13 protein-coding genes are annotated in these 12,644 nt (G+C 64.2%); 2 read left to right on the forward strand and 11 right to left on the reverse strand.

What is annotated here, in order from left to right; translation table 11 throughout:
- Nucleotides 1-298: SsrA-binding protein (smpB, locus tag AC1DKD_RS31650; protein ID WP_477144134.1), on the forward strand; the 298-nt coding region annotated here is incomplete at its 5' end.
- Nucleotides 299-429: 131 nt separating this feature from the next.
- Here the strand turns inward: smpB and AC1DKD_RS31655 are convergent.
- From AC1DKD_RS31655 to ppsA, 3 genes are all read right to left on the reverse strand, one after another.
- Nucleotides 430-1,362 (reverse strand): SPFH domain-containing protein, encoded by a 933-nt coding sequence (locus AC1DKD_RS31655; protein ID WP_477144135.1) that lies wholly within the window; start codon nt 1,360-1,362, stop codon nt 430-432.
- A gap of 72 nt (nt 1,363-1,434) precedes the next feature.
- Nucleotides 1,435-1,860 (reverse strand): NfeD family protein, encoded by a 426-nt coding sequence (locus tag AC1DKD_RS31660; RefSeq protein WP_441631973.1) that lies wholly within the window; start codon nt 1,858-1,860, stop codon nt 1,435-1,437.
- 163 nt (nt 1,861-2,023) lie between these two features.
- Nucleotides 2,024-4,408, reverse strand: a complete 2,385-nt coding sequence (gene ppsA, locus AC1DKD_RS31665) for a phosphoenolpyruvate synthase (protein WP_441631975.1) — start codon at nt 4,406-4,408, stop codon at nt 2,024-2,026.
- A 337-nt stretch (nt 4,409-4,745) separates the two neighbouring features.
- Here ppsA and ppsR point away from each other — a divergent pair, with 337 nt between their 5' ends.
- Complete coding sequence (ppsR, locus tag AC1DKD_RS31670; protein WP_477144137.1) at nt 4,746-5,561, forward strand: posphoenolpyruvate synthetase regulatory kinase/phosphorylase PpsR; 816 nt, start codon at nt 4,746-4,748, stop codon at nt 5,559-5,561.
- A gap of 124 nt (nt 5,562-5,685) precedes the next feature.
- On the opposite strand, the gene AC1DKD_RS31675 is transcribed toward ppsR, so the two are convergent.
- The 8 genes from AC1DKD_RS31675 to bamA form a co-directional block, all read right to left on the reverse strand.
- Complete coding sequence (locus AC1DKD_RS31675; RefSeq protein WP_045241476.1) at nt 5,686-6,468, reverse strand: TrmH family RNA methyltransferase; 783 nt, start codon at nt 6,466-6,468, stop codon at nt 5,686-5,688.
- Nucleotides 6,465-7,169 carry a ribonuclease HII gene (gene rnhB / locus AC1DKD_RS31680; RefSeq protein WP_441631977.1) on the reverse strand — a complete coding sequence of 235 codons (705 nt, stop codon included), beginning with the start codon at nt 7,167-7,169 and terminating at the stop codon, nt 6,465-6,467. The genes AC1DKD_RS31675 and rnhB overlap by 4 nt, the downstream gene beginning before the upstream one ends.
- Complete coding sequence (gene lpxB / locus AC1DKD_RS31685; RefSeq protein ID WP_441631979.1) at nt 7,169-8,377, reverse strand: lipid-A-disaccharide synthase; 1,209 nt, start codon at nt 8,375-8,377, stop codon at nt 7,169-7,171. The genes rnhB and lpxB overlap by 1 nt, the downstream gene beginning before the upstream one ends.
- 14 nt (nt 8,378-8,391) lie before the next feature.
- Nucleotides 8,392-9,195 (reverse strand): acyl-ACP--UDP-N-acetylglucosamine O-acyltransferase, encoded by an 804-nt coding sequence (gene lpxA / locus AC1DKD_RS31690; RefSeq protein ID WP_276290202.1) that lies wholly within the window; start codon nt 9,193-9,195, stop codon nt 8,392-8,394.
- 205 nt (nt 9,196-9,400) lie between these two features.
- A complete protein-coding gene (gene fabZ, locus AC1DKD_RS31695; protein WP_045241480.1) occupies nt 9,401-9,853 on the reverse strand; it encodes a 3-hydroxyacyl-ACP dehydratase FabZ in 453 nt (150 codons plus the stop codon).
- Nucleotides 9,850-10,956: a UDP-3-O-(3-hydroxymyristoyl)glucosamine N-acyltransferase gene (gene lpxD / locus AC1DKD_RS31700; RefSeq protein ID WP_441631982.1), complete on the reverse strand. Its 1,107-nt coding sequence runs from the start codon at nt 10,954-10,956 to the stop codon at nt 9,850-9,852. The genes fabZ and lpxD overlap by 4 nt, the downstream gene beginning before the upstream one ends.
- A gap of 35 nt (nt 10,957-10,991) precedes the next feature.
- A complete protein-coding gene (locus tag AC1DKD_RS31705; RefSeq protein ID WP_276290204.1) occupies nt 10,992-11,519 on the reverse strand; it encodes an OmpH/Skp family outer membrane protein in 528 nt (175 codons plus the stop codon).
- A 36-nt stretch (nt 11,520-11,555) separates the two neighbouring features.
- Nucleotides 11,556-12,644 (reverse strand): outer membrane protein assembly factor BamA (gene bamA / locus AC1DKD_RS31710; protein WP_477144136.1); only part of this gene is annotated, 1,089 nt, incomplete at its 5' end.

Consider the following 12,644-nt stretch of genomic DNA (forward strand, 5'->3'; position numbering starts at 1 on the left):
GTTCCTGATCGGCGCCCACATCAGCGCGCTGAACAGTGCCTCGACCCATATCTCGCCCGATGCGGTGCGTACCCGCAAGCTGCTGCTCAAGGCGGAAGAGATCAAGCGGCTGATCGGCAAGGTGGAGCAGCGCGGCTTCACGATCGTGCCGCTCAACCTGCATTACACGCGCGGACGCGTCAAATGCGAAATCGGCTTGGCCAAGGGCAAGAAGATGTTCGACAAGCGCRAGACCGAGAAGGATCGCGACTGGCAGCGCGAGAAGGCGCGCATCATGAAGGGCGCCGGGAAAGAGTAAGGCTGCAAGACAGTTCGAGCACTTGCGCCACCGGTATGCCCACCCTCTCCCGCCTGAGCAGGGAGAGGGCAGATGCCCGCAATAGTGGGACGTGAGACGCCCCACTCCGGCGCCCTCCTTCCCCCCCGAACTCAGGCCCCCTTCTGCTGCCCTTTAACGATCTGCAGCGCGGAAGCAATCATGCTGCTCATCTCGCCGAGATTGCCCGGCACGATGAGCGTGTTGCCCTGCTTGGCCAGATTGCCGAAGGCGCTCACGTATTCCTCCGCAACCTTCAGGTTGACCGCTTCCATGCCGCCCTCAGTCCGGATGGCGCGCCCGATTTTCTCAATCGCMTGCGCATTGGCTTCCGCCACTGCCAGGATGGCCGAGGCCTCGCCCTGCGCCCGGTTGATGGCCGCCTGCCGCTCGCCTTCTGACTTCTGGATCGCGGCCTCGCGCGCGCCGGTGGCCAGGTTGATCTGTTCCTGCCGCTTGCCTTCGGAGGCCGCGATCAGCGCGCGCTTCTCCCGCTCGGCGGTGATCTGCGCCTGCATCGCGTGCAGGATCTCCTTGGGCGGTGTGAGATCCTTGATCTCGTAGCGCAGCACCTTCACGCCCCAGCTCGCGGCGGCCTCGTCCAGCGAGTTGACTACGCTGTGGTTGATGTACTCGCGCTCCTCGAAGGTCTTGTCCAGTTCCAGCTTGCCGATCACCGAGCGCAGCGTGGTCTGCGACAACTGCGTGATTGCCACCACGAAATTGCTCGAGCCGTAGGAAGCCTTCATCGGGTCGGTGACCTGGTAGTACAGCACGCCGTCCACCTGTAGCTGCGTATTGTCCCTGGTGATGCAGATCTGGCTGGGCACATCGAGCGGGATTTCCTTGAGGACGTGCTTGTAGGCAACCCGATCGACGAAGGGCAGCACCACGGTCAGCCCCGGAGTCAGCGTGGCGCGGTACTTGCCGAGGCGCTCCAGCACCCAGGCATGTTGCTGCGGCACGATCTTGAAGCTCTTCGCCACCAGGACGATGACAGCGACAAGAACCAGCAGGGGCAGCAGGCTGCCAAAGAATTCAAACATGAGACCTCCGTGACGGGGTTGGGAAGACGAACTGCTAGAACCTGGAAACCAGCACGGGCGCGGCCCGCACCGCTATCTCGGGCTGACGAACAGCGTGTTGCCGCGTACCTCGACAATGCGGAAGCGCCCCGGAGCCGCCAGCCCATTGGCCTGGAACTCGACGTCCCATTCCGTACCGCGGTAGCGCACCCGTGCCCGCCCGTCAGCCCCCCAGGCCGGCACTTCCAGTTCCTGGCCGATGTCCGGGTTGACGTTCGGATCGCGCTCCGCCACGTCGCGCCGCGTACGGCCGTAGCGGGACCGCCGCAGCACCAGGAAGCCAGCCAGGGCCACCAGCGCGGCCAGAATGGTCTGGCTGGCTGCTTCCAGCCCCGCCAGCGCACCGAGCCCGCCTGCCGCCGCGCCCAGCGCCACCATCAGCAGATACAAGGTGCCGAAACCCAGTTCCACGATCACCAGCACCGCTGCCAATGCAAACCAGATGTAATACGGCGCCATAGCCTCCCTTCGCGTTGCCTGCCTTCATGCCCGTCCGGACCAGGACCGCCGCATCGCGCACGGCCGCGGCCAAAACAAAAAACCCCCGCGGCGCCAGAGCGCCTGCGGGGGTTAGGAACACCTGGCGCAGGGCCGGTGTACCGCTATTGTGACGTCAAATGCTTCAGGAGGCCAGTTGCTTCCAGGTATCGATCACGGAATCGGGATTCAGCGAAATCGACTTGATGCCTTCCTTGGCCAGCCACAGCGCAAAGTCCGGGTGATCGGAAGGACCCTGGCCGCAGATGCCGACGTACTTGTCCAGGCGCAGCGCGGTGGAAATGGCACGCGACAGCATGAACTTGACCGCCGGGTCGCGTTCGTCGAAGTCCTTGGCCAGCAGTTCCATGCCGGAGTCGCGGTCCAGGCCCAGCGTGAGCTGGGTCAGGTCGTTCGAGCCGATCGAGAAGCCGTCGAAATACTGCAGGAACTCTTCGGCCAGGATGGCGTTGGACGGCACTTCGCACATCATGATGACGCGCAGGCCGTTTTCGCCGCGCTTCAGGCCGTGCTTGGCCAACAGGCCGATGACCTTCTCGGCCTGGCCCAGGGTCCGCACGAACGGCACCATGATCTCGACGTTGGTCAGGCCCATGTCGTCGCGCACGCGCTTCATGGCCTTGCATTCCATCTCGAAGGCTTCGGCGAAGTCTTCGGAGATGTAGCGCGAGGCGCCGCGGAAGCCCAGCATGGGGTTTTCTTCATCCGGCTCGTAGCGCGAGCCGCCGATCAGCTTCTTGTACTCGTTGGACTTGAAGTCCGACAGGCGCACGATGACCGGCTTCGGGTAGAAGGCCGCGCCAATCGTGGCGATGCCTTCGGCCAGCTTGTCCACGTAGAAGGCGCGCGGGCTGGCATGGCCACGGGCCACGCTTTCCACTGCTTTCTTCAGGTCGGCGTCGACTTGCGGGTAGTCGAGGATGGCCTTGGGGTGGACGCCGATATTGTTGTTGATGATGAACTCGAGGCGAGCCAGGCCAACGCCCTGGTTCGGGATCTGGCAGAAGTCGAAGGCCAGTTGCGGGTTACCGACGTTCATCATGATCTTGACGTCGATTTCCGGCATCTCGCCGCGCTGCACTTCGGTCACTTCGGTCTCGAGCAGGCCGTCGTAGACGCGGCCTTCGTCGCCCTCGGCGCACGACACCGTCACCAGCGTGCCGTCCTTGAGCAGGTCGGTGGCATCGCCGCAACCGACCACGGCGGGCACGCCCAGTTCGCGTGCGATGATGGCCGCGTGGCAGGTACGGCCACCACGGTTGGTCACGATGGCGGCGGCGCGCTTCATCACCGGCTCCCAGTTGGGATCGGTCATGTCGGCAACCAGCACGTCACCGGGCTGCACGCGTTCCATTTCGGACGGGTCATTGATCACACGGACGCGGCCGGTGCCGATCTTCTGGCCAATGGCGCGGCCGCTGGTGAGCACGGGCGCGGTGCCCTTGAGCTTGAAGCGCTGCTCTGCCTTGCCGGCGGACTGGCTCTTCACCGTTTCCGGGCGGGCCTGCAGGATGTAGATCTTGCCGTCGCGGCCGTCCTTGCCCCACTCGATGTCCATCGGGCGGCCGTAATGCTTCTCGATGATCATCGCGTACTTGGCCAGCTCCGACACATCGGCGTCGGTGATGGAGTAGCGGTTGCGCAGTTCGATGGGTACGTCGACGGTCTTGACGCGGCCGGCTTCGCCCGGCGCGGTGAATTCCATCTTGATCAGCTTGGAGCCGATCGAGCGGCGAATGATGGGGTACTTGCCCGCTTGCAGCGTGGGCTTGAAGACGTAGAACTCGTCCGGGTTGACSGCGCCCTGCACCACCGTTTCGCCCAGGCCGTAGCTGGAGGTGATGAAGACGACATCGGGGAAGCCGGATTCGGTGTCGATGGTGAACATCACGCCTGCGGCGCCCACATCCGAGCGCACCATGCGCTGCACGCCGGCGGACAGCGCGACGATGTCGTGCGCGAAGCCCTTGTGCACGCGATAGGAAATGGCGCGGTCGTTGTACAGCGAGGCAAACACGTGGCGGATCTTGTCCAGCACATCGTCAATGCCGCTGACGTTGAGGTACGACTCCTGCTGGCCGGCGAACGATGCATCCGGCAGGTCTTCGGCGGTCGCCGACGAACGCACGGCGAACGAAGCCTCGGCGCCTTCGCGCTCTTCGGCACGCGCGTAGAACTCGCGGATTTCCTTTTCCAGGCGCGGCTGGAACGGCGCTTCGATAACCCAGTTGCGGATCTCGGCGCCGGCTTCGGCCAGGGCCTTGACGTCGTCGACGTTGAGGGCCTTGAGGCGATCGGAAATGCGCTGGGTCAGGTTGCTGTGGGCGAGGAAATCGCGGAAAGCCAGCGAGGTGGTGGCAAAGCCACCGGGCACCCGCACGCCGGCTTCGGCCAGCTGCGAGATCATCTCGCCGAGCGACGAATTCTTGCCGCCCACGGTTTCCACATCTTCCTTGCGCAACTGCTCGAACGGCAGCACGTATGCGCCGTCAATTGCCGGGTTGTTCATAAAAGCCTCAAAACAAAGTAAGAAACCTGTTGCTGACGCCCGGAATATTGTTGGAGTTCTGCTACCGGACGGATCGCTTGGCTAAACAACCCCAGCGTTGTCACGATCGGCGCGCGATCGTGATTGCTGCAGCGCACATTGTTGACAATTCGTGCCCGAATYGTTGCACCAACAGCGCTGGTGGAATTGCTTAGCGAAAAGATCGCCGCTATTCTACCGTGCCGCACCGCACTTTCGCGGAGCGCGGATTCAAAAATATTGTCCTAACATGTCCCAGCCCGACGCTCCCATTGCACCGCAGGAACCCCAGGAACCGCGTACGGAGGAGCGCCCCGCCATCCGTACGGTCTTTATCGTSTCSGATGGTACCGGSATCACKGCCGAGACCTTCAGCCACTCGATCCTGGCCCAGTTCGAGATGCGTTTCCGCAAGGTGCGCATGCCTTTTGTCGACACGCCCGAGAAAGCACATATCGCGGTCGGCAAGATCAATGAGGCCCTCTACGCGGAAGGGGTGCAGCCCATCGTCTTCACCACCCTGGTCAACCAGGAGTCGAACAAGGCGATCCGCCGCGCCAAGGCCATGATACTGGACATGTTCCAGACCTTCATCGAGCCGCTGGAGAAGGAACTCGGCCTCAAGTCCACCCATGCGATCGGGCGCTTCCACCAGAACGCCGACACCGAGGCTTACCAGAACCGCATCGAGGCGATCAACTTCTCGCTCGCGCATGACGACGGCCAGTCGCACAAGAACCTGGCCGAGGCCGACATCATCCTGGTCGGCGTTTCGCGCAGCGGCAAGACCCCGACCAGCCTGTACCTGGCCATGCAGTACGGCCTCAAGGCGGCCAACTACCCGCTGATTCCCGACGACTTCGAGCGCGGCAAGCTGCCGAGCGCCCTGTATGCGTTCAAACCCAAGATCTTCGGCCTGTCGATCAATCCGCAGCGCCTGGCCGAGATCCGCAACGAGCGGCGGCCGGGCAGCAAATACGCGGCGCCGGAAAACTGCCGGTACGAGGTCAATGAGGCCGAGGCCATGATGCGTCGCGAGGGCATCAAGTGGCTGTCGTCCACGCACAAGTCGATCGAAGAGATCGCCACCACGATCCTGCAGGAGATCAAGGTGGATCGGGATAGCAATTATTGAGAAGGCAGCCGGCGCGCCGAACGAAGCTGAACGGTGCGCCTAAGCCGCCCGATGCCTCTGCCGGTGTTGATTCCTGCCGCCCTCAGGGGGCGTGAGAAACAATCCGCCCGTGGGCCTTACAGCATCAACCGGGCCGCCGCTGCCGCACCGCCTCGAACAGGCAGATCGCCGTAGCCGCCGCCACATTCAGCGATTCCAGCCCGCCCGGCTGCGGAATGCCCACCGTGCGGCTGACCCTGGCCATCCACTCCGGGCTGACGCCCGCGCCTTCATTGCCCACCACCCAGCCCACCGGACCACGCAAATCGGTGTCGAACACGGCCGCCTGGGCATGCGAGGATGTCGCCAGCAGCGGCACCGCCAGGCGCGGCGCCAGCATGTCCAGCGTGCAGTGCTCGACGATATTCAGGTGGAAATTGGCACCCATGGCCGCACGCAAGGTCTTGGTGGACCAGGCGAAGGCGCTGCCCGTGACGAGGAACGCATGGCCGATGCCCGCGGCGGCCGCGCTGCGCAGGATCGAGCCCACGTTGCCGGCATCCTGCACGCCGTCCAGGATGATGCAATCGGTATCGATATGCGATGGCAGGTGGCCGGACGGCGTCTCGATAACCAGCATCAGGTCGATGCCGTTGACCACGCCGGCAATCAGGTCGAACAAGGCGTCCGCCAGCAGTACCACGCGTTCGGGCGCGATCTGCCTGAGCAGCGGCGCCACCTCGGCGTGATCGTAGTGCCGCTCCGACACCACGCACTGCACCGGCTGGCCCAGCGCATCCAGGTAGGCCTGCGCAAGATGCACGCCATCGAGCACCGATTGCCCGGCCTTGCGGCGGGCATGCGTGGAGCCCGTCAGGGCCTTGAGATGCTTGAACAGCGCGTTGTCGCGCGACGTGACGTGCTTCACGATACCTGCTCCGGGAAAGACGACGGCGGCAGGCCGGCGGCAGGCGCGATGCGCCCTTGCGCGATGGCCTCGCGCACCGGCGCGAACGAGCGCCGATGGTGCGGCGTGGCGCCGTGCTGCGTGAGCGCGGCCAGGTGCTGCGGCGTGCCGTAGCCCGAGTGGGCGTCGAAGCCATACTGCGGGTACGACGCGTGCAGCGTCAGCAATTCACGATCGCGCGCCACCTTGGCGAGGATCGACGCCGCCGATATCGCCTGCACCTTTGCATCGCCCTTGACGATGGCCTCGACCGCAAAGCGCACCTGCGGGCAGCGGTTGCCGTCGACCTGCACCAGGTCTGGCTCCAGACCGGCATCCGCCAGGCCGTGCACCGCGCGCTGCATGGCCAGCATGGTGGCGTGCAGGATGTTGATGGTGTCGATCTCTTCCACCGTGGCGAAGGCGATATGCCAGCCCAGAGCGCGTTCGCAGATCTGCTCGAACAGCGCCTCCCGGCGCAGGGCGGTCAGCACTTTCGAGTCGGCCAGGCCCTTGATCGGACGCTCCGGATCAAGCACCACGGCAGCGGCATAGACGGGGCCGGCCAGCGGACCCCTGCCCGCCTCGTCCACGCCACACAGGTGGCGGACCTGCGCGGCGGTGTCGGCGAGGTCGAAACCAAGTTGGGCCGGATTGCCCTTGGCAGCGGGACGGCGCGCCATTACCCGCCCCTGCGCTGCCGGATCAGGCCGGCGACCACCTCCGAGGCGATCTCGGCGGTATTGCGTTTAAGGGTCTGGTGCATCTGGGTAAAATGTTCGCGCAGGAACGCGGTATTGCCATCGTCGTTCAACTGCAGCAACGTCTCGCGCGCCAGCGCCTCGGGCGTGGCGTCGTCCTGCAACAGTTCGGGCACGACAAAGCGCCCCGACAGGATGTTGGGCAAGCCCACATACGGCAGGTACCCCTGCCGCTTCATGATCTGCGCGGTCAGCCAGGGCACCTTGTACGAGATTACCATCGGCTTCTTGTACAGCGCCGCCTCCAGCGTGGCGGTGCCGCTGGCCAGCAGGATCACGTCGGCGGCTTCCATGGCAAGGTGCGACTGCCCGTCGATGACGGTCAGCGGAATCTGCGGATACTGCTGATGCAGGCCCTTGACGATCTCGCGCAGCGGCGCGCTGGCGACCGGCAACACGAAGGCAAGATTGCCGTCCATGCCGTGCATGCGTGCCATGGCGTCGAAGAACGTCGCCCCAAGGTTGCGCACCTCGGATTGCCGGCTGCCGGGCAACACCGCCACCACGCGGGGCCCGGCCGGCAGGCCCAGCCGCGCGCGCGCGCCCTGCGTATCCGGCACCATCGGGATCACGTCAGCCAGCGGATGGCCCACGTAGGTAGCGGGAATGCCTGCCCGGGCGTAGATCTCCGGTTCGAACGGGAACAGGCACAGGATGTGATCGACCGCGCGTGCGATGGTACGGATGCGTCCGCCCCGCCATGCCCAGATCGAAGGACTGACAAAATGCACCACGGGAATGCCGGCACGGCGCAGCGGCACTTCCAGCCCGAAGTTGAAATCCGGCGCATCCACCCCGATGAAGCACAGCGGCGGCTGCGCGATCAGCTGTTCCCTGATGGCGCGGCGCGTGGCCAGGATCTCGCGCAGCGAGCCCAGCACCTCCACATAGCCGTTGACCGAGAGCGTATCCATCGGCCATTGCGACTCGAACCCCTGCGCCATCATGCGCGGCCCGCCAATGCCGGCGTAGCGAACGGTTTCGCCGAGCCGGGCCTTGAGCCCGCCCATCAGCAGTGAAGCCAGCAGATCACCCGAGTTCTCGCCGGCCACCATGGCAATGGTGCCGCGCGTACCCGCGCCTGCTACGTCCCGCGTGGCACCCGTGGCCGGTAGGACACCGTCGACCATGGCGTGGGCCGGCTTCAGCGCACAATGCCGCGCTGCGTGGCGGCAATGAAGTCGAGGAAACCCTGCAGCGGCACCTTGGCGCTGCCTTCGGCATGCGCGATCAGTTGCGCGATCTCGTTGCGGGCGGCTTCGAAGCTCAGGTCGGACTTGTACAGTACCTTGTAGGCCTGGCGCAGGGCCGCGATCTGCGCGGCGTCGAATCCACGGCGGCGCATGCCTTCCACGTTGATGCCGTGCGGCGTGGCCTTGTTGCCGCCCTTGTCGCCCGCGGCGATCACGAACGGCGGCAGGTCCTGCACCAGTGCCGAGGCGCCGCCCAGCATGGCGTGGTCGCCAATGCGCACGAACTGGTGAACCCCGCTCATGCCGCCAAGGATGGCCCAGTCGCCCACCTGCACATGGCCGGCAATCTGCGCATTGCTGGAAAACACCGTATGGTTGCCCACCCGGCAATCGTGCGCGATGTGGACATAGGCCATGATCCAGTTGTCGTCGCCGATACTGGTCACGCCCTGATCCTGCACCGTGCCGGTGTGGATGGTGGTGAACTCGCGAATGGTATTGCGATCGCCGATCACGAGCCGGGTCGGCTCGTTGCGGTACTTCATGTCCTGCGGCGTGCCGCCAACCGAGGCATATGGCCCAATGCGGTTATCCGCGCCGACGGTCGTATGCCCTTCGATGGTCGTGTGCGCGCCAACCTGGGTACCGCTGCCAAGGCGAACGTTGGGACCAACGATGGAAAACGGCCCGACGGTCACGTCGGCTGCAAGCTCGGCCTTCGGGTCGACCAGTGCGCTGGGATGGATTTGCGTCATGYGTCCTGTCCTATGGTCTGAGATTGAAAAGTTGAACGATCGAAACAATGAACCAACACGTCCAAATTCGCTTTCAGGGTGTAGCTAGCGGCCGTCAGGTGGTGCCGCCCCCAGCGCAGGAACCGGCACGTACATGGGTACGCGAGGGTTCCGAGCAGCGGACGGTGCCGCATGGCGGCCGCGCGGTAGCCCTGAATGCGAATGTTCAGGCGTCGGCTTGTTTGACGGTGCACATCAACTCAGCTTCGCAAGCCACCTTCTCGTCGACGGTGGCAAACGCCTTGAACTTCCAGATGCCGCGGATATAGCGCTCTACGGATACGGTCATGTGCAGCTGGTCGCCCGGCGTCACAACCTGCTTGAAGCGCGCGCCGTCGATGCCGACGAAGTAGTAAAGCGAGCCTTCCTTGCGCTCCATGTCGGCGCCRAAGGTCAGCAGGCCGGCCGACTGCGCCAGSGCYTCRAGGATCATCACGCCCGGCATCACGGGGTGACCCGGGAAATGGCCCTGGAAGTACGGCTCGTTCATGGTGACGTTCTTCAGCGTTTTGATACGCTTCTGCGGCTCCAGTTCAAGCACGCGGTCTACCATCAGGAACGGGTAACGATGCGGCAGCAGCTTGAGGATCTTGCGGATGTCGATATCGACGGCGTTCATGATTTTTTCTCTTCGGTATGCTGGATAGAATTGCCGGCGTCCTGGCCTTGCAGGCGTTTTTCGAGCTGGATCACGCGCTCGCGCAATTTGCTCAGCCCTCGCAAGGTGGCCGCGGTGCGTTCCCAGTCGCCATGCGGCTGGACCGGGAACACGCTGGTGAAATGACCGCCGGGCTTGGTAATGGATTTAGTGATCGACGTGCCACCGGAAACCGTGGTGCGGTCGGCAATGTTCAGATGGCCGGCAAAGTTGGCCGAGCCCCCGATGACGCTAAAGCGGCCGACCTTGGTACTGCCGGCAATCGCCGCGCAGCCCGCGATCACAGTATGCGCGCCCACGCGCACGTTATGCGCGATCTGCACCTGGTTGTCGAGCTTGCAGCCGTCCTCGATGACCGTATCGGCCATGGCGCCGCGATCGATCGCGGTATTGGCGCCCACCTCGACATCGTTACCCAACACCGCGCGGCCGGTCTGGGGAATCTTGACGTACTCCACGCCGCCCGGGCCGATGTCCGGGGCAAAGCCAAAGCCATCGGCGCCCAGCACCGCCCCGCTGTGCAGTATGCATCGCATGCCCACCACGCATTGATGATAGATCGAGACATTGGCGTAGATCAGCGTGTCGTCGCCAATCCGCGCCCCGGTACCGACAAAGCCGTTGGCCAGGATACGCACCCGYTCGCCTAGCCGTGCCCCGCTCTCGATCACCACATTGGGCCCGATAAAGCACGAAGCCGGCACTACGGCATCCGGCGCCACGCTGGCGCGCGGGTCGATGCCGGTACGATGGTCGGTATTGGCACGGCGCTCGAAGCCCTGCGCGATACGTGCAAAGCACACGTAGGGATTGCGCGCGACCAGCCAGTTGCGGCCGTCGGCCTGGCCTTCAGCCCGGATGCGCTCGAGGTCGGCTGCGGACACGATCACGGCACCGGCGCCGGACGCCAGCGCCTGTGGCAGGTACAGGGGGTTGGAGAGGAACGAGAGCTGGTCGGAGCCGGCCTGGTCGAGCGGCGCGAGGCCGCGCACGGCGAGGTCGGGATCACCCACAACCTGCGCGCCGGTATCGGTGGCGAGCTGACCCAGTGTGGGTGTTTGCATGGCAGTACTTCCTTGGACTGTGAAAACAGGCAGGCTTACTTGCTGCCGGCGTTCAGCGCTTTCATCACATCGTCGGTGATGTCGATGCGAGGATTGACATAGACGGCTTCCTGCACGATCAGGTCGTACTTGCGCTGTTCTGCAAGCTGGCGGATCACGCGGTTGGCACGCTCGAGCACCTGGGCCAGTTCCTCATTGCGGCGCTGGTTCAGGTCCTCGCGGAATTCGCGTTGCTTGCGCTGGAATTCGCGGTCGAGATCGGCGACTTCGCGCTGACGGCGTTGGCGGTCGGCGTCAGCCAGCACGGCAGTGTCCTTGTCGAGCTTGTCGGCCATGCCCTTGATCTTCTGGGCCATGTCCTGCAGCTCGCGGTCGCGCTTGGAGAATTCCTGTTCCAGCTTGACCTGGGCCTGCTTGGCAGGCACCGAGTCACGCAGGATACGCTCGGAATTCACCGCGGCAATGCGTGCTTCCTGCGCCATGGCGGGCGCGGCAGCCAGCAGCGCGCCAGCCGTCAGCGCGGCGGCCGTCAGGCTCTTGATCAGTGGGAATGTTGTTTTCATGAATACGTTCCTCAATCTTCTATTCTCTATTCTCGCTCAGAACGCGGTACCGATCTGGAACTGGAAGCGCTGTACCTTGTCGGTCTCATCCTTCTTCAGCGGGAAGCCCACGCTGATCTTGAGCGGACCGATCGGCGACAGCCACGACATGCCCACACCCGTCGAATACTTCAGCTGGCTGAACAACAGCGGCGTGCCTTCCTGGTACACGTTACCAAAGTCGAAGAAGGTGAACAGGCGCAGCGTCCGGTCCACGCCCGAACCCGGCAGCGGGAAGATGAACTCGACGTTACCAATCATCTTGGAGGCGCCGCCAGTCGGGTTGCCGTTCTGGTCCTTCGGGCCCAGCGTGCTGGTCTGGTAGCCGCGAACCGAGCCGATACCGCCGGCGTAGAAGTTCTTGAACACCGGGAACGGCGTGTTGCCATAGCCATGACCGTAGGCCACTTCACCGTTGAAAGCCATCGTGAAGGCTTTCGACAGCGGATAGAAATACTGCTGCTGGATACTGGCGCGATAGTACTGCGTATCGCCACCGGGCACGCCCACTTCAAGGTTGGCCTGCGTGTAGGGTCCCTTGGTCGGGACCAGCGCGCTGTCGCGCCGGTCGCGGGCCCAGCCGATCGTGAACGGGAAGTTGTTGATCGGGTCGCCGCTGTTTTTGCCGATCTTCGTCAGCCACTGGGTGTACTGGATCGGCGTGTTCACCGAGGTGTAGACCTGGCTGCGCTCGTAGCCGATACCGAAGAACACCGTATCGACTTCCGAGAACGGCACGCCGAACTTGAAGCCACCGCCCATCGACACGATCTTGTAGTCCTGGTCGCCGGTGTAGTACAGCGGCCGCGACGTACGATAGTAAACATCGGTCGAGCGGCTGATGCCGTCGACCGTGAAGTACGGATCGTACTGCGTCAGCGAGATGGTGCGGAAGGACTTCGCGGTGTTGACGTCCAGGCCCAGGCTGGTACCCGAACCGAACACGTTGTCCTGGCGCAGGCCGGCCTGCAGCACCAGCTTGTCCGTGGAGGAGAAGCCCAGGCCCAGGCTGATCTGCCCGGTCGGCTTCTCGGTCACGTTGACGTTCACATCGACCTGGTCGGGCGCGCCGGGCACGTCCTCGGT

Source organism: Cupriavidus sp. 05T313 (genome assembly GCF_056396665.1).